Annotated in this window: 23 protein-coding genes; 9 read left to right on the top strand and 14 right to left on the bottom strand. The window is 39.6% G+C overall.

Annotated elements, in window-relative coordinates; translation table 11 throughout:
* The first annotated feature begins 17 nt into the window (after positions 1-17).
* Positions 18-2,045, top strand: coding sequence for an ATP-binding cassette domain-containing protein (locus ACO1PF_RS03930; protein WP_423190048.1), 2,028 nt, complete (start codon positions 18-20; stop codon positions 2,043-2,045).
* A gap of 69 nt (positions 2,046-2,114) precedes the next feature.
* Here the strand turns inward: ACO1PF_RS03930 and ACO1PF_RS03935 are convergent, their stop codons facing one another.
* Positions 2,115-3,482 (bottom strand): MATE family efflux transporter, encoded by a 1,368-nt coding sequence (locus ACO1PF_RS03935; protein ID WP_423190049.1) that lies wholly within the window; start codon positions 3,480-3,482, stop codon positions 2,115-2,117.
* A 176-nt stretch (positions 3,483-3,658) separates the two neighbouring features.
* On the opposite strand from ACO1PF_RS03935, the gene ACO1PF_RS03940 reads away from it, so the two are divergent.
* Positions 3,659-4,339, top strand: a complete 681-nt coding sequence (locus ACO1PF_RS03940) for a CAP domain-containing protein (protein ID WP_423190050.1) — start codon at positions 3,659-3,661, stop codon at positions 4,337-4,339.
* Between the two features lie 73 nt (positions 4,340-4,412).
* On the opposite strand, the gene ACO1PF_RS03945 is transcribed toward ACO1PF_RS03940, so the two are convergent.
* Positions 4,413-5,888 (bottom strand): phosphate:AMP phosphotransferase, encoded by a 1,476-nt coding sequence (locus ACO1PF_RS03945; RefSeq protein ID WP_423190051.1) that lies wholly within the window; start codon positions 5,886-5,888, stop codon positions 4,413-4,415.
* 103 nt (positions 5,889-5,991) lie between these two features.
* A complete protein-coding gene (locus ACO1PF_RS03950; protein WP_423190052.1) occupies positions 5,992-6,771 on the bottom strand; it encodes a carbon-nitrogen family hydrolase in 780 nt (259 codons plus the stop codon).
* 141 nt (positions 6,772-6,912) lie between these two features.
* On the opposite strand from ACO1PF_RS03950, the gene ACO1PF_RS03955 reads away from it, so the two are divergent.
* On the top strand, positions 6,913-7,065 hold the full coding sequence (locus ACO1PF_RS03955) for a hypothetical protein (protein WP_423190053.1): 153 nt from the start codon (positions 6,913-6,915) through the stop codon (positions 7,063-7,065).
* 90 nt (positions 7,066-7,155) lie between these two features.
* Here ACO1PF_RS03955 and groL read toward each other — a convergent pair whose 3' ends face one another.
* Positions 7,156-8,778 (bottom strand): chaperonin GroEL, encoded by a 1,623-nt coding sequence (gene groL, locus ACO1PF_RS03960; RefSeq protein WP_423190054.1) that lies wholly within the window; start codon positions 8,776-8,778, stop codon positions 7,156-7,158.
* A gap of 57 nt (positions 8,779-8,835) precedes the next feature.
* Positions 8,836-9,120: a co-chaperone GroES gene (gene groES, locus ACO1PF_RS03965; protein ID WP_423190055.1), complete on the bottom strand. Its 285-nt coding sequence runs from the start codon at positions 9,118-9,120 to the stop codon at positions 8,836-8,838.
* 237 nt (positions 9,121-9,357) lie between these two features.
* Between groES and ACO1PF_RS03970 the strand changes: the two genes are divergently transcribed.
* Together ACO1PF_RS03970 and ACO1PF_RS03975 are read left to right on the top strand one after the other, a co-directional pair.
* Positions 9,358-10,020, top strand: a complete 663-nt coding sequence (locus ACO1PF_RS03970; RefSeq protein ID WP_423190056.1) for a lysostaphin resistance A-like protein — start codon at positions 9,358-9,360, stop codon at positions 10,018-10,020.
* 35 nt (positions 10,021-10,055) lie between these two features.
* Positions 10,056-10,256, top strand: a complete 201-nt coding sequence (locus ACO1PF_RS03975) for a DUF4305 domain-containing protein (protein ID WP_423190057.1) — start codon at positions 10,056-10,058, stop codon at positions 10,254-10,256.
* 52 nt (positions 10,257-10,308) lie between these two features.
* On the opposite strand, the gene ACO1PF_RS03980 is transcribed toward ACO1PF_RS03975, so the two are convergent.
* Positions 10,309-10,989, bottom strand: coding sequence for a redox-sensing transcriptional repressor Rex (locus ACO1PF_RS03980; protein ID WP_423190058.1), 681 nt, complete (start codon positions 10,987-10,989; stop codon positions 10,309-10,311).
* 371 nt (positions 10,990-11,360) lie between these two features.
* On the opposite strand from ACO1PF_RS03980, the gene ACO1PF_RS03985 reads away from it, so the two are divergent.
* Positions 11,361-13,307: an ABC-F family ATP-binding cassette domain-containing protein gene (locus ACO1PF_RS03985; protein ID WP_423190059.1), complete on the top strand. Its 1,947-nt coding sequence runs from the start codon at positions 11,361-11,363 to the stop codon at positions 13,305-13,307.
* 43 nt (positions 13,308-13,350) lie between these two features.
* On the opposite strand, the gene tsaD is transcribed toward ACO1PF_RS03985, so the two are convergent.
* Genes tsaD through tsaB form a run of 4 tightly spaced genes read right to left on the bottom strand, consistent with a single transcriptional unit; the run spans position 13,351 to position 16,159 of the window.
* A complete protein-coding gene (tsaD, locus tag ACO1PF_RS03990; protein ID WP_423190060.1) occupies positions 13,351-14,361 on the bottom strand; it encodes a tRNA (adenosine(37)-N6)-threonylcarbamoyltransferase complex transferase subunit TsaD in 1,011 nt (336 codons plus the stop codon).
* The gene (gene rimI / locus ACO1PF_RS03995; RefSeq protein ID WP_423190061.1) at positions 14,321-14,836 is read right to left on the bottom strand and encodes a ribosomal protein S18-alanine N-acetyltransferase; all 516 of its coding nucleotides are present in this window, start codon (positions 14,834-14,836) and stop codon (positions 14,321-14,323) included. The genes tsaD and rimI (ACO1PF_RS03995) overlap by 41 nt, the downstream gene beginning before the upstream one ends.
* 8 nt (positions 14,837-14,844) lie before the next feature.
* Positions 14,845-15,444 (bottom strand): ribosomal protein S18-alanine N-acetyltransferase, encoded by a 600-nt coding sequence (rimI, locus tag ACO1PF_RS04000; protein ID WP_423190062.1) that lies wholly within the window; start codon positions 15,442-15,444, stop codon positions 14,845-14,847.
* Positions 15,431-16,159: a tRNA (adenosine(37)-N6)-threonylcarbamoyltransferase complex dimerization subunit type 1 TsaB gene (tsaB, locus tag ACO1PF_RS04005; RefSeq protein WP_423190063.1), complete on the bottom strand. Its 729-nt coding sequence runs from the start codon at positions 16,157-16,159 to the stop codon at positions 15,431-15,433. Before tsaB ends, rimI (ACO1PF_RS04000) begins: the two co-directional genes overlap by 14 nt.
* A gap of 163 nt (positions 16,160-16,322) precedes the next feature.
* Here tsaB and ACO1PF_RS04010 point away from each other — a divergent pair, with 163 nt between their 5' ends.
* Both ACO1PF_RS04010 and ACO1PF_RS04015 read left to right on the top strand, forming a co-directional pair.
* On the top strand, positions 16,323-16,526 hold the full coding sequence (locus ACO1PF_RS04010; protein ID WP_423190064.1) for a CsbD family protein: 204 nt from the start codon (positions 16,323-16,325) through the stop codon (positions 16,524-16,526).
* Positions 16,527-16,591: 65 nt separating this feature from the next.
* Positions 16,592-17,338, top strand: a complete 747-nt coding sequence (locus tag ACO1PF_RS04015; RefSeq protein ID WP_423190065.1) for an NAD-dependent epimerase/dehydratase family protein — start codon at positions 16,592-16,594, stop codon at positions 17,336-17,338.
* Between the two features lie 42 nt (positions 17,339-17,380).
* Here ACO1PF_RS04015 and ACO1PF_RS04020 read toward each other — a convergent pair whose 3' ends face one another.
* Genes ACO1PF_RS04020 through ACO1PF_RS04035 form a run of 4 tightly spaced genes read right to left on the bottom strand, consistent with a single transcriptional unit; the run spans position 17,381 to position 22,163 of the window.
* Complete coding sequence (locus tag ACO1PF_RS04020) at positions 17,381-18,370, bottom strand: LacI family DNA-binding transcriptional regulator (protein ID WP_423190066.1); 990 nt, start codon at positions 18,368-18,370, stop codon at positions 17,381-17,383.
* Positions 18,371-18,416: 46 nt separating this feature from the next.
* Positions 18,417-19,457 (bottom strand): aldose epimerase family protein, encoded by a 1,041-nt coding sequence (locus ACO1PF_RS04025; protein WP_423190067.1) that lies wholly within the window; start codon positions 19,455-19,457, stop codon positions 18,417-18,419.
* Positions 19,458-19,489: 32 nt separating this feature from the next.
* The gene (gene galT, locus ACO1PF_RS04030) at positions 19,490-20,995 is read right to left on the bottom strand and encodes a UDP-glucose--hexose-1-phosphate uridylyltransferase (protein WP_423190068.1); all 1,506 of its coding nucleotides are present in this window, start codon (positions 20,993-20,995) and stop codon (positions 19,490-19,492) included.
* On the bottom strand, positions 20,988-22,163 hold the full coding sequence (locus ACO1PF_RS04035) for a galactokinase (RefSeq protein WP_423190069.1): 1,176 nt from the start codon (positions 22,161-22,163) through the stop codon (positions 20,988-20,990). Before ACO1PF_RS04035 ends, galT begins: the two co-directional genes overlap by 8 nt.
* A gap of 265 nt (positions 22,164-22,428) precedes the next feature.
* On the opposite strand from ACO1PF_RS04035, the gene ACO1PF_RS04040 reads away from it, so the two are divergent.
* Entirely contained in the window at positions 22,429-23,136 is a 708-nt protein-coding gene (locus ACO1PF_RS04040; RefSeq protein WP_423190070.1) for a zinc metallopeptidase, read from the top strand.
* The last annotated feature ends 35 nt before the right edge of the window (positions 23,137-23,171 follow it).

The raw sequence follows: 23,171 nt of genomic DNA on the forward strand, positions 1-23,171 counted from the left end.
TAAGGAGGAACAGTTTTATGATGTTTTTAGAAGTGAACAACTTAAATAAATATTATCCTATTACTGATAAAGATCGTTTTCATGCATTGAAAGATGTGCAATTATCTTTTGACAAGGGAGAATTAGTGTCCATCATTGGTGAGTCAGGCAGTGGTAAATCCACACTGATGAACGTGTTGGGTGGTCTTGATTTGAAATTCGAAGGTGAAATTCTTGTAGATGGAGAAAATATCGGCCACTTCAAAGAAAAGGAAATGGTCAATTTTCATAAAGAAAAGGTCGGCTTTATTTTCCAAAGTTTCAATCTCGTCCCTCACCTATCTGTGTTAGATAATGTTACCTTGGCGATGACCTTGTCCAATGTCGATGCAAATACCAGAAAAGAAAGAGCCAAAGAAGTCCTAGAACATTTAGGCTTGAAGGATCACTATAAAAAGAAACCAAGTCAACTATCGGGGGGTCAAAAACAACGTGTGGCTATTGCGCGGGCTCTCGTAAATGATCCAGATATCATCATCGCAGATGAACCGACCGGCGCACTCGATTCCCAGACATCCGATCAAGTATTGGATATCATTGAGGAGATTGCAAAAAATGGTAAATTAGTTATCATGGTTACCCATTCGGAGCGTGTGGCTTCGCGCTCCACTCGTGTAGTCACCATCGATGATGGGAAAATTGTCAGTGACGAGAAACGCAAAAATATACACGACCACAAAAGCACTTTTCAGATAAAGGAACGGCAAGAAAATAAAAACCTTGGTTTTTTTGCAGCGATTCGGATGGCTTTGTTGAATATGAAAGAAAAATTGGGGCGGAATATCCTTATTGCATTGGGCGCCAGCATTGGTATCATGAGTGTTATCCTGATGCTCGCACTTGGCAACGGTGTGAACGATTATTTAACCGACACCATGAATGAAAACGTCAATCCCATGATCAGCGAAGCGCGGATGACTGAAGAAACACAGAAAGAGACCGACGAAGAAATTGATACAGAGGCTCCTGCAGAACAGGCAGGTGGAGGACCTGGAAATCTAGCAGCGAATAATCCGATGGTTCAATTATCTAAAAACATCGCTTTTGAAGAACCGAATATTGCCGAGCTCGAATCAATTCCGCAAGTTGAGGAAATAGAACTCGCATATTCAGCCTTCTCAATTGGAAGTGACACAGTCGTCTATGAAGATGAAACTCATCCATTCATGAACTTCGGTACCATCTCAGCAAACATGACCGATTCCAATATTTTGTATGGGTCATTCCCTGAAATTAGTGAAGTTCTGATTACAGAAGAAATGGCAGAAAACATGTTAAGTAATGCCGAAGACATGATAGGAGAGGAAGTTGAAGTAAAGCTATCAGTGAATGGAAGTCCTTTAACTGGTAACTACACAGTCAGTGGAATTTATACTGCTGGAAATGCTATTGGACCGGCTAGCGCTTATGATTCCGTCTTTATGACAATGGACACTTTCTCTGATATGAATGAGGATAACGGATTGACCGTTGAACCTAATTTAGCCTATCTTTATGCAGATGAAGCCGGCAATTCGCAGATGATCAAAGATGAAATCAGCGATTTGGGTTATGCGGGTTCATCTACAGATACTCTGGCAGCAACATTTACACAAATGCTGGATATTTTCACTTATATATTGTCGGGCGTAGCGGGTATTTCTCTATTCGTTTCAGCTATCATGATTCTAACGGTTCTTTATATCAGCGTCGTTGAACGTACTCAAGAAATTGGTGTACTCAAAGCAATCGGTGGCCGGAATAAAGATATCCGTCGTATCTTTGTTTCCGAATCCTTCCTCATCGGCTTGTTCAGCGGGTTGTTAGGTGTTGGAATTGCTTCCTTTATTTCGATGGTCGGGAATATTGCCGTTGAGAACCTATTTGGAACAACCATCTTACACATGACCCCAGCTTATGCCCTGTTTGGTATCCTGGCCAGCATTATTATCAGCGTAGTTGCCGGTGTATTCCCAGCGAATAAAGCTGCAAGATTGGATCCAATAGAAGCCCTCCGCCATGATTGAATGAACTAAGTAGAAAAAATGAGGATAAATAAAGGACGTATCCAAGTTAGTGAGGATACGTCCTTTATTTTATTTTTCGTCATATTTTAGCGGTTCTATTTTTTTAGTATAAACATATCGCATAGCTAGGAGGGCAAAAACAATTGTTACACCCTCTGATATCAATTTCGACCACCAAACCATATTAACATCTCCTGTTAAAGATAATACGTAGGCGACCGGAACCAATACAATCAGTTGGCGGATGACCTGGATCCATAAACTGAGCACTGCGTTCCCAACAGCCTGAAAAACGGTTCCCAGCATGATACTTATTCCGGCAAAACCAAAACTGAGACTAATAATTCTTAAAGCAGGGACACCGATTCTCATCATTTCATCAGATGCACTAAATAAGTTTAAAAGCTGGACTGGAAAAACTTGAAACAATGCCGTTCCAAGAAGCATGATCATTAATCCATACATCAGAGAAACTTTGATAGCTTCGATCATTCGTTCCTTGTTCTTTGCTCCATAGTTATAAGACACAATAGGTATCATGCCATTATTCAGACCAAACACAGGCATGAATGCAAAGCCCTGAAGCTTGATATAGACGCCATAAACAGCTATGGCTGTAGGTGTGAACTGAAGCAGAATAATATTAAAGATTAACATGACCAGTGATGTGATAGACGTCATCACCATTGAGGGAATACCTACAGAATAAATACGTTTAATGACTTTGAAATCCGGTTTATTTCCGAAGAAATGCATATCTAAATCATCATTGACTCTCGCATTAATAATGATTGCAAGAATGGCCGAAGTTATTTGTGCAATAACGGTAGCGATGGCAGCACCGTATACACCGAGAGCAGGTATGCCAAACCAGCCAAAAATCAGAATCGGATCCAAAATGATATTCAATATGGCCCCCGTGCCCTGTGTTATCATCGTGTAAAATGTGCGTCCGGTAGACTGCAGAATACGTTCGTATGTAAATTGTAAAAACTTCCCAACAGAAAGTGTTGTGATCACTACAGTATATTCCATCCCGTACCTTATGATTTCAGCATTATCCGTCTGCATCTCAAAGAATGGTCTGACAAGCAACAACCCAAAGACGAGAAACAGACCATAATGAAACAGGGTCAAGAAGACACCATTATTGGCAGCTGCACTGGCTAATTTCCGGTTCCCTTCACCTAGCCGTTTGGATACCTCAGCATTCATCCCCACCCCTGTTCCAATGCCGATTGCCACCATTAGCATTTGTATAGGAAAAACAAGTGACAGAGCCGCTAATGCCTCTTCGCTGATCTGCGCCACAAATATACTGTCGACCACGTTATAGAGAGATTGGATAGACATTGAAATCATCATAGGTACTGAAAGCGTCAGGATCAACTTGTTCATTGGCATCGTGCCTAATTTTTCGGAATTCATATTTTTCATATCGGACTCTCCTATTTAGATGTATAATCAATAGTAACTTCTCCAGTATACAAAAGAGTGCTACGAAAATGAAGTAACTCAGCTCAATTCGAAAACGAAAATATTATACTATTTTCAACTTTTTACCCTAGCCGCTTTCTGGCAATTCTGGTAAACTGTGCTCAGGACAGAAAGGTATGAAAAAAATGAAACTTTTAAGAAAATTAATTTCTCTACTATTGGCCATCACTATTGGTTTCTGGCTAGGTGTAAGCGGGCTTTTAAACGGCACACGCTTGGGTGGCTGGATGAATACCGCGGTCGACTATATGCCCACTCAAACCGAAATATCGCAGTTAAGGTCTTCTTTTGACACCATACCCATCATTGGTGATTCCTCCTTCACTGACAACCAGGAGAGCCCCGCAGCTGACAACACTATTATAGAAAAAAATGAACACGAAGAAGTCGATTACGACAAGGTTGAACAAACGATTATTTCTTTATTGAATGAACTAAGAGAAGAACAGAACCTTAACACATTGCAGTCAAACGACATGCTGAAAGCGGCGGCCATTATCCGCGCCAAAGAAACAGAAGAATCATTTTCCCACACTCGACCTAATGGCACTGATCCCTTCACAGTCTTTGAAGAAGAAGGCATTAGTTACTCTTACCGAATCGTCGGGGAAAACTTGGGGATGGCAACCTATTACATGAGCGAAGAAGAAATGGCTGAATTGCTCTTTGATGGTTGGGTCGAGAGTGAAGGTCATTATGAGAACATGATCAAACCCGAATATGAGGAAATCGGTGTAGGTGTTCATTATGATGGTGAATTCTTATATGCTACCCAACTCTTCGGGACACCGTTATAAAAAGAGTGATAAAACATAAAAAGAATCTGAGCCATGACTCAGATTCTTTTTATTTGTCTTTCGCTTTACTCATTTAGTCTTTCTCTTCTAGAATCTTTCTGGCCTGTTCAACGAACGCTTTCAATACCTTGATCCGAGCATACTTCTTCTGCTGCCCTTCTACAATGATCCATGGCGCGTACTCCGTGTTCGTTCGCACCAACATTTCATTCATTGCCTCTATGTGATCATCCCACTTTTCACGGTTACGCCAATCTTCATCCGTGAGTTTGTATATCTTGTCCGGTTCAGTCTCACGTTCTTTAAACCGGGCAAGTTGTTCATCTTTATCGATGTAAATAAAGAACTTCAGGACAAGAGTACCAAAGTTATGAAGGTGTTTCTCCATTTGATTTATTTCAGCGTAAGCACGGTCCCATTCTTCTATTTCTGCCAGTCCCTCAACTCGCTCGACCATGACTCGGCCATACCAACTGCGATCAAAGATTTTCATGTCTCCTTTTTTCGGAAAGTTTTTATAAAAACGCCACAAGTAATGGTGATTGCTTTCCAGAACTGAAGGCGCCGAGGTCGTGACCACTTCATATCCCCGCGGATCCATCTCTCGAGTCAGCCGCTCAATGGCACCGCCTTTACCAGCCGCATCGACACCTTCAAAGACCAGTACGGTAGGTATCCCTTTCGTATACAATTGAAAAGCCAACTCCTGAGCTTCAAGCTGCAACTCGTCTTTTAGTTTGTCGTATTCCTCATCGTCCAATTTCAGGTCTAACTTCAATTCGTCTAGTGGTTTTTCTTGTGGTAAATAATCTCTCAATTCTTTTCTTGATCCACTCTTTTGCATCCCCATGATTCGGTCGATACCTTGGTGAATCAAATCAATGGTCATACCCAAAACTTTATCCGAGGCATCTTTTTTATCTTCTGAAGAAACGACGTGCCACTTACTGAAAGTGAAATCGGATTTTTCTAGAATGTTATCAAAATGCTCAAGATACTCATCATAGTGGTCATACTGGTCTTCATCTCGTTTGCTGATCAGGAAAGAACGGAATTCATCGTCTTTCAGCTCATCGATCCTCTGCTGTTGTGTTGTCTCTTTTTGATGCAGGAAAAATTTAATGATGATGGCTTTATCATCTAATAGTTGTTTCTCGATCGAACTGATATCCTTAATGTCTTTTTCTAACTCTTCTCCATTTAAAGATACATCATTGAAGAGTTTAAAATAAAAACTACGGTCATAAATAGCAATGTCCCCATATCCTGGAATTTTATCCCAGAAACGCCACAAAAAAGGTCTGTTGCGTTCTTCTTCCGTAGGATTTTCAAACACGCTCACTTTAAAATGTTTCGGATTCAATTCTTTAACCAAATCTTTAATAACGTAACCCTTGCCGGATGACTCCCAGCCATCCACAATAATTAAAACCGGAATACCCAAATTAACTATTAATCGTTGGGCTCTTGACAGACGTTCGCCCAATTCTTTGGTTTTAAATGAACTATACGGATTCTTAAAATCATCAAAATCATATTCCTTTAACACGGTTTTATCCCTCCTTATGCTTTTCACTCTGATGAGTGTGAAAGTTCTTAATATTAGAATAACAAGACTGGAAACGATCCCCTAATAAATGAAATATATCTGTTTAATAGAGTTCTGGACGGCGATCATTGTAAACTGTTATATCCTGGCGAATTTTCGCTATACTTTCCAAGTCTAAATCGGCCCATAAAAGCATCTCTTCTTCTCTGGCAGAAGCTAGGTATTCGCCTAAAGGATTGAATATCCTTGAATGACCGCAGAATTTCAATTTATCTGTTTCACCCACACTGTTGACGCCCACGACGAAAAATTGATTCTCAATCGCTCGAGCACGGAGTAAGGTCTCCCAGACGTGGACACGAGGTTGCGGCCATGCAGCCGGTACGAATAAAATCTGTATATCTTCCAAAGCCATGCGTCTTATCCATTCTACAAAGCGCAAGTCATAGCAGGTAGCTATCCCCACTTTTATACCATCGAGTTCAAATATTCCCAATTGGTCGCCAGATGTAAACAGCTGGTGTTCGTTTGAAGGTGAAAACAAATGAACTTTATTATACGTATGCACGAGCTCACCTTCTCGGTTGAACGTATAGCTCGTATTATAAAACTGGCCATCTGAATACGTGGCTACCGAACCGCCGACTATATTCACATGGTACTTTTCTGCTAGATTACTCAAAAACTGTTTTGTTTTTTTGCCATCTTTATCCGCATGTTCTTCAAGTTCATCCGGAAAAAAAGAAACGTTCCACATTTCGGGCAACACGAACACATCAGGTTTATTCCTTTCCACGGCTGTCCTGATCAGTTCAATTATTTTATTCTGGTTTTTCTTCTCATTCTTATAAATCAAATCGATCTGCAGCGCACAGACTAACATACTGTCACCCCTTGAATATATTTTGTTGTTTTTAGTTTATCAATAATGGAAGAAGTAAGCCACAAGTTGACTTCTTCTTAATTCTTGTTTATCATTAAATTAATTTACATATATATATATATTAAAAAGAAGGGTGTGAAGATGAAAGTGAAAAAAAGAAATGATAATAAAAAGTTTTTATTTTTCTTCCTTGGCGCTGTCGTTGGGTACCCTATCATCGATGGTATTCTCCTTTATTTAGGTTTTGATGCATCTACTCTCCTCGTTTCCGTACTTGAGTCGCTCTTTGGCTAAACTGGATACATAAAAAACGCCCTGACTACTCACATAGAGTAGCCAGGGCGTTTCGTCTTTAATAGTTATTGAAAAGAAGTGTTCGTTTGATTACATCATACCGCCCATGCCGTTTGGATCCATTCCGCCGGCCGGTCCATTTTTTTCAGGGAATTCTGCAACAGCTGCTTCCGTTGTAAGAATCAGAGCTGATACAGATGCAGCATTTTGAAGAGCTGAACGGGCTACTTTGGTTGGATCGATAATGCCTGCTTCGACCATGTTGACCATTTCTCCTGTTGCAGCATTGAAGCCAATACCTGGCTCAACGTGTTTCAAGCGTTCCACAATAACACTACCGTCTAATCCGGCATTTTGAGCAATTTGACGAACAGGTTCTTCAAGCGCACGTAAGACGATTTTTACACCTGTTGCTACATCGCCTTCTGCTTCGATTTCTTCAATTTTGCTCAAGATATTGATATACGCTGTTCCACCGCCGGCAATAACGCCTTCTTCAACGGCTGCACGAGCAGCATTCAACGCATCTTCAATACGTAATTTACGTTCTTTTATTTCTGTTTCCGTAGCTGCACCAACTTTGATCACGGCCACACCGCCAGCTAATTTAGCAATACGTTCCTGCAGTTTTTCACGGTCAAATTCTGAGTTTGTCTCCTCAGCTTGAGCACGCAACATGCCCACGCGTTGTTCAATGGCTAGCTTGTCGCCAGCACCTTCAACGATGGTGGTGTCATCTTTAGTAACAACAACTTTTCCTGCTGTACCTAATTGATCGATGGTCATGTCTTTCAAGTCTAAGCCTAATTCACTGGTAATAACGGTCCCGTTAGTTAAGGTAGCGATATCTTCCAGCATACCTTTACGACGATCGCCAAATCCAGGCGCCTTGACCGCAACTACATTTAGAGTGCCTCGAATTTTATTCAAGACTAATGTCGGTAACGCTTCTCCATCAATATCATCTGCAATGATCAATAACGGACGATTTTGCTGCATGATGTTTTCCAGCACAGGTAGAATTTCTTGAACAGATGAGATTTTCTTGTCTGTTATTAAAACATACGGGTTGTCTAAACTGGCTTCCATTTTTTCGTTATCAGTTACCATGTATTGAGATAAGTAACCACGATCAAACTGCATCCCTTCAACAACTGCTAATTCTGTTTCAATGCCTTGAGATTCTTCGATAGTAATGACACCATCGCTACCGACTCTTTCCATAGCATCTGCAAGTAAAAGACCAATTTCTTCATCACCTGAAGAAATTGCAGCTATTTGAGCAATCGATTCTTTATCTGCAACTTGAGTTGAGATCTCGCGCAGTGATTCCACTGCTTTTTTCGTTGCCATTTCAATTCCTCTACGGATACCGACCGGGTTAGCACCAGCTGTTACATTTTTCATGCCTTCGTTAACGATCGCTTGGGCTAATACTGTTGCTGTCGTTGTTCCGTCTCCGGCAATATCATTGGTCTTGCTTGCAACTTCAACAACTAATTGTGCACCCATGTTTTCAAATTTATCTTCTAATTCAATTTCTTTTGCAATGGTGACCCCATCATTAGTGATTTGAGGTGCGCCAAACGCTTTATCCAAAATAACGTTTCTGCCTTTGGGTCCTAAGGTAACTTTTACAGTGTTTGCTAATTTATCTACGCCACGTAACATTGCAGCACGTGCATCTTCTGAAAATTTAATTTCTTTAGCCATGTTTGTATTCTCTCCTTCATCAATTGTATTTAAATTAAACCAGTTTATTTTATTTGATTATTCAACAACAGCAATAATGTCTGTGTCTTTAACAACTAGATACTCTATACCTTGAAATTTGATTTCAGCACCCGAATATTTTTCAAAAACAACTTCGTCTCCAACGGACACTGCTATTTTAGCGTAGTTTCCGTTATCTAGTAATTTACCTTCACCCACAGCCACAACTTTAGCTGTTTGTGGTTTTTCTTTGGCAGATTCAGGTAGTACTAACCCGCTTGCCGTTTTTTGCTCTTCTTTTTTCACTTCAAGAAGCACACGATTTCCTAATGGTTTTAACATAATGTTATCCCTCCGAAATTCTAATATTTATTTTTATAGTTTCACTAAATCATAGTGAAGATGTAAGTTTTAGCACTCTCTTCATTCGAGTGCTAACTCCCTTATTAGTATATTCAAAACTGAAGAGTCATGCAAGCCCTATCTTCTAAAATCTTTCAATTTCCCCTTTGTGGAAACCCGTTTCAATTTGTGTTAGAGTTAGCAGTATTGTAGAAACTAACTAAAAGGATGACTTTAATGAACCAAACCCTATTAAATAAAAAAGCTGCCACACGTATCATTTTACTTTTTGTACTAGTTCAACTCTTATCCGGAATTATTCCCTTATTTCTGCCTGAAACTATGGGTCCCGTAGGATTCTTGATGCCCTCACTTATCCTTTTTACTTTGGGTGCCATTAGTATGATCGCTATTGAAAAGAAATATACGATGACTTTTCCTTTTGAAGAATCTTTTTCCAAACAAAAAAAAGACATATTACTGTGGGGAATCGCTGGGATTTTCATCGCCCTCTTTGCACAAAATTTAGCCAGTATTATCGAGGTCAGATTTCTAGGTTCTTCCATGGAATCGCAGAATACTCAAATGCTGGTAGAAGTGGTGAGAAACTATCCTATCTTCATATTGCTTATTGGTTTAGCTGGTCCGATCATGGAAGAATTCGTCTTCAGAAAAGCCATCTTCGGCATGCTGGTAGATAGAACCGGTGGCATTGGTGCAGCTGTCATCAGCTCTTTGATTTTTGCATTCATTCATTTCGATGGCTTGCTTCTTGTATATGCTTCAATGGGACTTGTCTTTTCCTGGCTTTATTATAAAACCAAAAACATATGGACGCCTATTATCGCCCACTGTTTGATGAACACACTGGCTGTTTTAGCTAATTTATATTTACTTTAGTTATCCATAAACTGCTCATCAAGAAAGGATTTACTATGACAGAAAAACAACTTAGATTTCAAATCGTCTTTAAATTTCTCTTTTTTGCTCTTTTTCTTTTCTTTACTATTGATTCGGTATCTACGAGTGGTTGGGGCTTCTTTTCATATCTCTTCGCCATTTTTGCTACTAAAGACTTTGTCCAAGGGACTCGCCTAGCCGACGCATACTATCGCATTAAGAAAAGTCAAAAATAAATTAAAAACGGACGACCTTTTAAAGGTCGTCCGTTTTTATTTATTTATCTACTTAAATGATAAACCCATCTATCTCTTCCTCATTCTCGTGCGGTTTTTCTATATCCTGGTAATAATTGATAAAATAAATAAGTGTTTGTAATTCATTAGTCAAATCGACATTGTGGACGCGCACATGTTCAGGAACCGTCATCCGAATCGGTGTGAAATTCATGATCCCTTTTACACCGCCTTCGACTAGTTTGTTAGCCATTTCTTGTGCAACTTCTGAAGGTACCGTTAAAATAGCCACATCGATCTGCTGCAAGTCAAGTTGTTCTACCATGTCATCGATCGAATAAATAGGTACACCTTGATGAATCGTACCAATTAGTTCATCCTTGACATCAAAACCGGCACTAATCCGAATGTTATTATTGCGACGAAAATTGTAATTCAGTAACGCTTGTCCTAGATTACCGACACCAATAAGCGCTACGTTCGTTAGTCTGTCCTGATTTAAGGTTTTACTGAAAAAATTCATTAACTCTTCAACATCATACCCATATCCTCTTTTACCTAATGCGCCAAAGTAAGAAAAGTCACGACGTATCGTTGCACTGTCTACTTTAACTGCTTCACTCAACTTGGCAGATGATATGCGTTCTTTTCCTGCTTCATATAAAAATCTTAAATAGCGATAGTATAAAGGTAAGCGTCTAGCAGTCGCTTTAGGTATTTTTTTTTCAGCCATTATTCATTCTCCTCATCCAATTTAAAAATTAACTTTAGTTTTATTATAATTTACTTCCAAGGTCATCTTTGTGTATTCACAAACTTTAATCTTTCTTCCAATTAATATTATAGCATTAATTCATCCAAATAAAAGCAAAACAACTTGATTCAACAGAATGATTTTAATTAAAATCGAATAAATACATTGCAAAAGATTGAACGTATGTGTAATTAGTGAGCAAACATACATGATAATATCACATGCTTAATTGAGAACACCATTCACAAATCCCTCCAATTATTAGCTACTCTGATATTGTTATCTAACATATGTATGCTAAACTATAAGGGACGGCCAAACGGCAATATTTAGAAAATGAGGACACTAAAATGATACTATTACAAACCGAAAAAATTTCGCGCTATTTTGGTGCCGAAAAATTATTTGATAACGTTACTATTGAAATCAAAGACAACGCGCGCATTGGGCTTGTGGGTAGAAATGGCGCTGGTAAAACAACATTACTGGAAATAATATCCGGGAGAGAAGAACCTGATTCCGGAAACATTCATAAAAAGAAAGAAATCACCATCGGTTATCTCGACCAATACACCGGTTTAGACTCCTCATTAACCATATGGGACGAAATGATGAAAATCGCTGAACCCCTTTTAGCAATCGAAAGAGAAATGCGGGAAATTGAAAAAAAACTGAGTGATCCGACATTAGATAAATCTGGTACTGAGTATACCGAAATGCTGAGCCGCTATGATACCTTGCAGCTCACTTTCCATGAAAAAAATGGTTACGGCATTGAAAGTGAAATCCGTTCAGTCTTACACGGTTTCCGATTTTTCGAGGAAGATTATGATACTCCTATCCAAAACTTATCTGGAGGTCAAAAAACGCGACTGGCTTTAGCTCAGTTACTTTTAGAGAAAAAAGATCTGCTCATCCTGGATGAACCGACAAACCATCTGGACATTGAAACCTTAGCGTGGCTAGAAACCTATTTACAAAACTATTCCAAAGCTCTTTTAATCGTTTCTCACGATCGCTACTTCTTGGATAAAGTCATTAATGAAGTTTACGAAGTAAGCAGAGGCTCAGTTGACTATTTCACTGGCAATTATTCAAATTACTTGAAATTAAAGGCTGAGAAGATTAAACGCGAGTGGAAAGTCTTTGAAAAACAACAGAAGAAAATAGCCAAACTTGAAGATTTTGTTGATAAAAACATTGTTCGTGCTTCTACAACCAAGCGCGCCCAGGCACGTCGCAAGCAACTTGAAAAAATGGATACTGTTGATAAACCTCAAAACGATGAAAAAAGTGCACATTTCAGATTTCAAACAGACAAAGAGTCAGGACAAATCGTCTTGCAGACAGATGACCTTTCCATTGGTTACGAAGAGACCGCACTCTCCAGTCATATTGATCTAGATATCAGAAAAGAGGAATCGATTGCCATCGTAGGTCCCAATGGTGTTGGAAAAACAACTTTGCTTAAAACCATCAATCATATGATTCCTTCACTAAGCGGCACGATCAATTATGGTGCGAAAGTTGATTTAGGTTATTACGATCAAGAACAAAACCTTTTAAGTGAAAAGAAAACTGTTTTGGATGAAATTTGGGATGATCATCCCAGTCTTCCTGAACAACATATCCGCACCTTGCTGGGTTCTTTTTTATTCAGTGGTGATGATGTTGGCAAATCGATTGCTTCATTAAGCGGTGGAGAAAAAGCACGTGTTGCCTTAGCCAAGCTCTCTTTGGAAAAGAACAACTTGTTACTTTTAGATGAACCGACCAACCATTTGGATATCGATTCCAAAGAAGTCCTCGAAAATGCTCTGATCGACTATCCCGGTACTCTTTTATTCGTTTCTCATGACCGTTACTTTATTAACCGGTTGGCCACAAGAGTCATTGAGTTAAACGAGAAAGGCGCCGACGTCTATTTGGGAGATTATGATTATTATATCCAGAAAAAAGCAGAGCTGGAAGCCTTGAGATTAATAGAGCAACCGGAAGCAGAACGGACTGAAACAGCTTCTTCCTCTGCTAAAAAAACATTTGAAAATCAAAAAGAAGTGCAGAAAAATCAGCGTAAAATCGAACGTGCTATTCAATCGATCGAAGATGAACTCGAACAACTTGAAGAACAGATCGAGTCTGTTCAAAAATCATTAAGTGATCCGAAAATATCAAATGATTTTGAAAAACTTGAAAGCCTCGCCAAAGAAAACGAGTCATTGCAATCAAAGCAAGAACGCTTACTCGAAGAATGGGAAGAAAAACAATTCGCCTTGGATGATTTATTAGATACCTAAGACAAAAACCGCCAGTTGAAATCCAACTGACGGTTTTTCCTGTTTAAACAGTTAATCCTGGTCTTCCATTTAATGCATACGTAGCAAAATTATTATTTTTCAGTTGTATATAGGCAGCAGCCCCGATCATGGCAGCGTTGTCTCCACACAGTTCAAGCGGAGGAATAAGCATTTCAACTTCCGGCAATTCTTCTGAAACAGCTGCTTGCAACGCTGTACGCAAACCTTTATTTGCAGCTACACCGCCAGCCAGAACTAATTGCTTGACCTTTTTTCCTTTGGCTGCCCGAATGGTCTTAGAAACTAACACGTCAATGACGGCGGCTTGAAAACTGGCTGCTAAATCGTTGAGATGAATCTCTTCATCTTTCTGCTTCGCATTATGAACGGTATTGATAAACGAACTTTTCAATCCACTGAAACTGAAATCAAACGTATCATCTTTTATCATTGCTCGCGGAAAATGATAGGTATCTTTTCCTTCATGAGCCATTTGATCGATATGTTTACCTCCCGGGTAAGGAACGCCTAAGACACGACCAATTTTATCATACGCTTCTCCAGCTGCATCGTCACGCGTCTCTCCAATTATTTCGTAAGAATCTTCTGATTCCATATAAATAAGTTCAGTATGCCCACCACTCACGACCAGCGAAAGAATGGGAAATGATAGCGTGGATACTAATTGATTGGCAAAGATATGACCCTTGATGTGATTGACGGCTATCAGCGGTAAATCGTGAGCAAAAGCGATGGCTTTCGCAGCATTTACGCCAATCAGTAAAGCACCTACGAGTCCCGGACCTTCCGTGACTGCTACAGCATCTAGATCATCATAGGAAACGCCCGCTTCCTTTAGTGCATCTTCTATAATCAATGTTATTTGTTCGACGTGATGACGACTAGCTATTTCAGGGACAACGCCACCAAATCGCTGGTGACTTTTTATTTGCGAAGCGACAATATTCGATAGTATCGTATGACCGTCTTCTATCACTGCAGCACTTGTTTCATCACAACTTGTCTCTATCGCTAAGATCCGCTTCTTTTCCATGTTCTGCCTTCTCTCTGCTCTTACTTTTCATTATTATTGCGTTTTCTAAGGGTTGGGTATAATAATTATTTCTTGCTGCAATAACTTCAAATTCATTTTTCAGATAAAACGATTGCGCTATTTCATTAGATTCTCTCACCTCTAAAAAAATTGTGTCTATTTCTTCCGAATGACATTCTTCTTCAAATCGATTCAGCAAAAAGTGAGCGACTTGTTGTTGTTGAAATTCTTTGGATACAACGATCGTATAAATCTCTGCCTCATCGAGAAACAGTTTCCCACCAATATAACCAATAAGATGCGTCTCTATTTCGGCTACAAAAAAGACAAGATCCTCTCTTGCTAACGTTTCACGGTACTGTTCCACTGACCAGGGTGAACCGTAGCTAAAAGACTGCTTTGCAATAGCATAGAACCGATCATGTTTATCTTCATTAAAATTATATCGTCTGATACTTACGCGTTGTTTTTGCATCTTGCTGATCATCCCTCATTCACCGTTTCACCAGGTTCCTGTACAAGCACTCTTACCATTTCGAGAGCATCCTCGTGATTGTTGGCGTAATATCTACTCTTAATTCGACCATCTATGAAACCCAGAGACCGATATAAACTCTGAGCCGTATTATTAGAAACTCTTACTTCTAAAGTGACTTTTCCAATTTCTTCTTCCAGCGCAACACGAATGATTTCTTTTAATAAGTATGTGGCTATCCCTTTATTTTGATACGATGGTACCGTCGCAATATTAGTGATATGTGCTTCATGTGCGACAAACCAAGTGCCAACAAAGGCCACTGGCTCTTCATCATCGTACAAGATAATGTAAAAAGCATTTTTATTATAACGTATTTCGTGAAAAATAGCCGTACGGTTCCAAGGCATCTGCCCCTCATAACAAAGGCGTTCGATTTTCAAAATACTATCTACGTCATTTTCATCAGCTATCTTCACTTTGAGAAACTGCTCATCCGAAAGAGCGTAAAAAGGTTGGTGCAATTTTACGCGTTTTGAAATAGGTGAGAATGATTTATTTGACGATTTAGCTACTCTTTCTGAAATCCACTCTTTAAAGTTTTTCAATCCACCCGTCTCCTTTTTCAAAGTCAGGATGTGCCTCCATCCAATTCTGCTCAGCTTCAGCTAGCTTTAAATATTCTGGTTCAAACAAATGAACATTTTCCGGTTCAAGGTAACTTCCTCGTTCGGCTAATACACTCGCATGTGGATAATGCAGACTTGCAGGTAATTCAATCAAGTTATCTCCGCAGTTGTTTTCAAATAGCTCTGTGTGTATTAGTCGATCTTCACCCAACAATTGAATGGGTCCCTTTAGACGTTTCAGATACAGTCCCCATTGTTCAGCAGCAATATGTGTATCTTTTTCAATTTGAACAAGTCTGTGTTCTTTATATTGGTATAAGCCTGTATAGATATTGCCACGTCTGGCATCAAAAATCGGAACACAGTATGAATCTGGTATTTGTGCACCATTTGCAGCTAAAACTTCAAGACTAGATACACCTACCAGCTCAATATTCAAACTGAAGGCCAAAGATTTTGCCACAGTGACACCTATACGAACCCCCGTATAGGACCCAGGACCCTTCGCCACAACGATTCTTGTTAACTCTTTAGGTTTCCAGTCAGCTTCTTTCATTATTGCTTCAATAGCCGGCATCAACTGAATGCTGTGATTTCTCTTAACGTTTATTATGCGTTCAACGATTAAACGAGCCTCGTCCATCAGCGCAACGGACATTACTTGATTAGATGTATCTATAGCCAAAATTTTCATACTTAGACTCCTCTGGTCATCAATCTATTTAACTTGATTTTAGCACACTATGACGGTCAGGAGAAACAAATCTGACACGTTTCAACCTTAATTTTTGCAATAATTTACTAATAGTCCTACAATAAATGTGAACATAATATAACTAAAGAAGGAGCGAGAATTAATGACTGAAAATAAAGATAGTTTAAAACATAAAGCTAAAGGTGCTAAAGACAAATTAGTGGGAGAAGCTAAAGACTCTTATGGTGATGCTACAGATGATTTAGGTAAACAAGCAGAAGGTAAAGCTCAAAAAGCAAAAGGTCATGGTCATGATGCCGTTGGCGAAGCCAAAGAAGACCACAAGGAAAACGATAAAAAAAGATAAGCGTTCTACTCCATCCTTATCAGTTTAAGGATGGAGTCCTTATTTATCATTCAAGGAGGTTTCAGATGAGTAAGATACTGATTACCGGAGCTACCGGGACAATTGGAACAAATTTAACCAGGCATTTAAAAGATAAGCATGAGCTGGTTCTTGCTGATATTGACTTTTCATCTTTTCCGGAAGAACTGAAAAAGGGTGTAGAAACCATTCAGAAAGATTTAACAGAACTTGAGGCATGGGACGGATTACTTGATGACGCGGAGTATGTCATCCAACTCGCTGCAAATCCAGACCCTGATGCTGACTTTTATGATGAACTCGTTGGCTTGAATTACGTCTTACCACAGAATCTATATAAAAAAGCGTTGAATGCTCCTAAGCTGAAACGCATTATTTTTGCGAGTTCTATTCATGCTAGTGATGCATACCCCGATGATGTACAAGTGAAAACGACCGATCAAGTCCGTCCGGATGATTTGTATGGTGTTTCTAAAGCATACTTGGAAGCTTTAGCCAGCTATTATGCCTTTAATAAAAATATCGAATCCATTGGTATTCGTATTGGTGATTATAAATCGGACGACTCAAAAATCGATCCAGAAAGTGATTTCAATGGTATGGCTATGTATTTTTCAGCCAGAGACATGAATCATCTCATCGACTGCTGTTTGGCTACAACCCTTGAGGAACCCTACTTACTGGTGAATGGGCTCTCAAACAATACATTCCCACGCTTAGATATTCATTCTGCACGCGTGAAACTAGGGTATCAACCACAAGACAATGCTTTTGAGAAACTTAACTGGCTGTGAATTAGGATAAGAAAAAAGTCGCCTCAAAAGAGGCGACTTTTTTTAGGTACTTTCTCGTTCAATGAGTTTTGTAGACATGATCACTGTTTTTGCAACATCGCGTCCCTCTTCGATCCGTTCATGAAGAAGATTGATTCCACTAATACCCATGTCTTCTGTGTAGACCTTCACTGTTGTTAAAGAAGGCGTTATATATTTAGCTGTAGAAATATCATTAAAGCCAATGATACTGATATCTTCTGGTACTTTAACATTTTTCTCATACAGTGCTTTTAAACAACCAATAGCAATCGCATCATTCGCCGCGATAAAAGCAGTTGGCCATTGATCTTTTTCGATGGACTCCAGTGCCTTGAGCATGTTTTTTTTGCCATCTTCAACACGAAAAGCTCCTGTAAAGAAATAGTTCTCATGATACATTTTTTTTCGTTTAAGATACTCTCTCACTATTTTCTCTCTCGGGTCAGTCCAATGACCGGTTCCATCACTAAATGATTCTTCCCCACCAATAAAGCCTATCTGTACATGACCTTTTTCAATGAGATAATCAATGTTTTCGCGCATTGCTTTTTTGAAGTTTACCACCACACTATCACATTCTTCTTTCGGCAGGTAATCTACAAAACAAAGCGGAACATCATTACTTTTTAATTGCTTCACTTGTTTTTCACTGAATTTCCCAATCGCCAGAATGCCATTCAAGTCAGTTTTTTCTATAAAATCATCTTGTTTATATACACGGCGGTAGGAATATCCCAATGCTTTAGCACGTTTTTCAGCGCCTAAACGTATAGACATATAATAGATGTCTTGAAGTTCTTCTGCTTCAGTGTACCAGTTGATGATAGCCAATTTACCTTTTGCTTTTTTAGCTGATTTTTTTTTATTTTTATACTCCAGCTCTTCTGCGGCTTCAAAAATTCTTTTCTTCGTTTCTTCCCCGACGGATAATGATGAATCATAGTTCAGTACCCGAGATACAGTAGATGTCGAAACTCCTGCTTTGTTTGCAATATCCTTTAAAGTTGCCATCTCTACTCTCCTTAATCATCACTTTTTTTCAATCTTACACATTCTGTTAGTTTCTTACTCCAAATTCATATGTCGTCCGTGACCGGAACGTCTCTTCTGGTTTCAAAATAATATTTCCGAATCCCGGCTGATTGATTGCATCAGGTAACGTTTGAGTTTCCAAAGTAATACCCGCATACTGCTTAGCCGGTCCTCCGTCAATTGTATAATCATCCACTTCTCCATTATGAGTGAACACGACCACGCTGTTACAGTCTGTAAATAATTTCACTTCTCTTTTACTTTCTGAATCATACAGTCTAGCTTTAACTTCATCTTTTTGATCCAGTACAAACGGATGATCCAAACCATTTAACGGTTTGATTTGAGGATGATCGGAAAGGACTGCATCTTTGACTGGTTTCAATACTGTAAAATCGAATGGTGTACCTTCAACGCTTTCCAAGTTGCCACCTGGCAGGTTTTCTTCAGCAAGTGGCACATAATGTCGACTGGCCAACTCCAACTCATGATTTAATATCGGTTTATTGATGTCCCCCGCTAAATTGAAATACACATGATTGGTGGGATTAAACAACGTCGTTTCGTCTGTCGTCGCTGTGTAATCGATCACCCATTCATTCGCTTCCGTCAGCGTATACGTGACAGTGATCTGCATAGTTCCAGGAAAACCATTTTCTCCTGCCGGGCTTTCATAATTAAAAGAGAGTTTACCTTCGTCTTCGTTCGCTTCAACATCCCATAGCTTTGTGTCTAAGCCTTTGGGGCCACCATGCAACAAGTTGTTTCCTTCGTTGACGTCCAATTGTATCTCTTTGTCACCTAAGGAATATTTACCCTTAGTGATGCGACCAGCGACGCGCCCTATCGTTGCGCCATAAAAAGGACGATGCGTTACAAAGTCTTCTAAACTTTCGACGTTCAAAGTGATATTTTCTTTTTTTCCGTCCTTGTCTGGTGTTACCAATTTAGTCAGGGTTGCACCTAATGGCATCGCGCTTATTGAGACACCTTTCGAATTGGTTAATGTATATTCATGCACATCTTTACCTTCATACGTCCCGAAAACAGTTTTTGTCAGTTCCACGATTTTTTCCTCCTAAAGTGATTATCTATCTTTCAATATGATATCAAATAATCAATAAATCTCCTAAACGCCTCTTTACCTTCTTTATCGCGTTTAAAGACGCCTGCATCTTTCAATACCTGTAAAAAGACATCGCCAACCGCTTTATCAACAATTTCGTTAATATTATCTTCTGTTATCTCGTTTTTCTCTTTTAGCTCATCAGCCCAATCTTGATGGAGAGCATCGACATGACTGGTTTTTCCACCGAGAAAGTCTCTGACCGTCTGCAGTTCATCTTTTAGGCGTGGAGGCAAAATAGCTAACCCCATCACTTCGATCAAGCCGATATTTTCTTTCTTGATGTGTTGAACAGGTGGGTGTGGGTGGAAGATGCCATCAGGCAACTCCTTTGAAGTCCGGTTGTTACGTAAAACAAGATCTAGTTCGAACGCCTCACCTTTACGTCGGGCTATCGGTGTAACCGCGTTATGCGGCTCCCCCTCTACTTCAGCATAAATCCCCACCGACTCATCAGAATAACCTTCCCACATTTCCATGATTTTATCAGCAGTTTTGACAACCGCTTTTTTGTCCAAACTCGTTAAGCGGATCACTGACATCGGCCATTTGATCACACTTGCCTCTACATTTGATGACTGGCTCATTTCAAAGGTGTATTCCACATCGGCTTTCTCTAAAGGGAAAGTATGACGTCCGCCTTGATAATGGTCATGGGATAGAATAGACCCCCCCACAATAGGCAATCCAGCGTTGGAACCCACAAAATAATGCGGCAACGTGGTCAAGATATCCAAAAGATTTTTAATGGCTTGAACACCCACATTCATCTCACGGTGAATACGAGATAAAAAGATGGCATGTTCGTTGTAGTAAGCGTAGGGTGAATACTGAAATCCCCATTCTTCTTCGTTTAACTCCATCCTTACAAGCCTGTGGTTTGCTCTCCCAGGATGCGTTAAGTGTCCCGCATACCCTTCATTTTCCATGCACAGTTTACACTCAGGATAATTTGTCTTCGTTTGTCTGGCCAAAGCGATTTCTTTGGGATCTTTTTCTGGTTTCGATAAATTGATCGTGATTTCCAGTTCACCGTATTCTGTCTGATGGGTGTATTCAATATTTTTAGCGATTTCTCTTGTTTTTATATAATTATTTTCTTTGCTCATTTCGTAAAAATAATCGGTTGCCTTTTTAGGCCCTTTTTCATACTCTTTCCAAAATAACTGATTCACTTCAGAAGGACGCATGGTTACTAGGTCCATAACTTTTGCTCCAAACACATCCTGACTAGAAGAAAGGTCATCGATCACATTTTGTTTGACTGCATACTCCGTCAGTTTGTCCAGCAATTCCAGTGGTTGCTCATTCTCTTCCAGAGGCATTAAGGCTACAATTTCTTTTTTATCCAGTAGATCAAGTAACCGGTTCGTCAAATAGATGCGGTCATTATTATCTACTCTATTTGTTTTAATATAATAATCGATAAAGTCAGTAATGATCTGATCGATGGCTGGGGCTGTAATCTTTTTACTCATTGTCCACCCATTCCTTTGCTCCATCAGCTGTTTCTGCAATATAAAATTCAGCTTCATGTCCTATTTTTTCATTAAAACCGCTCCCGACATTTTCGACAAATGATTTTACCTCATCATTTTCTACGATGGCAATACAGCATCCCCCGAATCCGCCTCCGGTCATGCGTGCACCGATGACACCCGGTTCTTTCCATGCTGATCTAGCAAGTAAGTCCGTGGCTTCAATGGTCACTTCGTAATCTTCATCCAAAGAGATGTGCGACTCATTCATATATTTTCCAAACAGATCTAATTCACCGGCTTTCAGTGCTTCAGCTGCTCTATCAGTACGGGCACTTTCGTATACAGCATGACGCGCACGGCGCATCAATACATCGTCTTTGATGACATGTTTGTATTTTTCAAATGTTTCTTCTGTTAATTCGCCTAATGAAGAAACGTCAACGACTTCCTGCAATTGTTCTAACGCTGCTTCACATTGTTCACGTCGTGTATTGTACTCTGAATCAACTAGTTCACGTCGGGTCATGGAGTTCATGATCACTATCTTATGGTGCGGCAGATCGACCGGTACTTGCTCATACGATAAAGTATTTGTGTCGAGCAACATAGCGTATCCTTTTACAGCCATCCCTACAGCAAACTGATCGAGAATACCTGAATTGAGTCCTAAAAATTCATTTTCTGTACGCATACCTAGTTTGACAAGGTCTAGTCGAGAGATATCCAAGTTGTACAAGTCATGCACGATCACTCCAGTAAGCAATTCTAAAGAAGCGGACGAAGAAAGCGAAGCGCCATTTGGGATCGTACCGTAAACATACAAGTCAAAGCCATGAGGCAATTCGCCCACTTGTTCTTGAATATATTTCATCATGCCTTTAACATAGTTTGTCCAGTTATCTTCTTTTTTGAAAGCGAGGTCCTGAATGTTAAACACTATTGTATCGACTTCAGGAAAATTACCGGAATAGGCATGGACTTTATTGTCTTTACGCGCTTTTACGACCCCATATGTGCCCATTGTTATGGCGCAGGGAAACACTTTCCCGCCATTGTAATCCGTGTGTTCACCTATTAAATTGATGCGTCCGGGTGAGAAAAATACACGTTCACCTTCATAGTTGAATCGTTCTTTAAATTCCTTCATTAATTGTTTTCTTTCCATTATAAACACGCTCCTTATAGTAGTCACTATTATTGTAACCCCTTTAGTAAAACTAAACAAGTAAATTTACTAAATTATATTGTTTTGTTGTTACTTCCAGTATGAGTATGAAAAAAAATGGCTTTATAACTAACTTTCAACAAAAATAAATCACACCTAATTCATAATAATAATCTGAAAAGACAGTCTCTATATGGTATAATTAAGTGAAATTAATTGAACTTAAAAGTGATTTTCACTTAAAACAGTATTGGAGGTTCTTAAAATGTATTTCCCCTTTTATTGGGATTCAACCATGATATTAATAATTATCGGCTTAATCATTTCTGGTTTGGCGAGCATGTATGTGCGATCGACCTATAGTAAGTACAGTGATGTAAAAAGCAAACGTGGGGACACGGCATCTGATGTTTGTCGTCAAATTTTGAATGCATCAAATTTAGAGAATGTGCGTCTTGAGGGTATCAGAGGAAACTTAACTGACCACTATAATGCGCAGGATAATGTCTTACGCCTTTCTGACACAACACGTAATTCAAGTTCCGTCGCTGCCATTGGTGTTGCTGCTCATGAAGCGGGACACGCGATGCAGGACCGCGATAATTACGGACCATTACGTTTACGTGCAGCCTTGGTTCCGGTAACGAACTTCGGTCAAACCGCTGCGTTTCCTATCCTCTTGCTTGGTATGTTTTTTGCTGAAGGTGGTGGTGATACACTGATCAATATCGGTATCATGCTCTTTTCATTAACTTTACTCTTTCAACTCGTGACCTTACCGGTTGAATTCGATGCATCCAAGCGTGCCATTCGTATCTTGGAAGATCAGAATCTGCTGACCCGAGAAGAAATCCCGCAAGCTAAAAAAGTCTTAAACGCCGCAGCCCTAACTTATATTGCTGCAGCGATTGCTTCTTTCTTAAGTGTGATGCGTCTCATTTTAATATTCGGAGGCGGCCGACGTCGCAATTAAATAAAGACAAAAAAAGATGACATTGGGTTTTCATT

Source organism: Alkalibacterium sp. f15, from assembly GCF_049389645.1.
In the GTDB taxonomy this organism is placed as follows: domain Bacteria; phylum Bacillota; class Bacilli; order Lactobacillales; family Carnobacteriaceae_A; genus Alkalibacterium.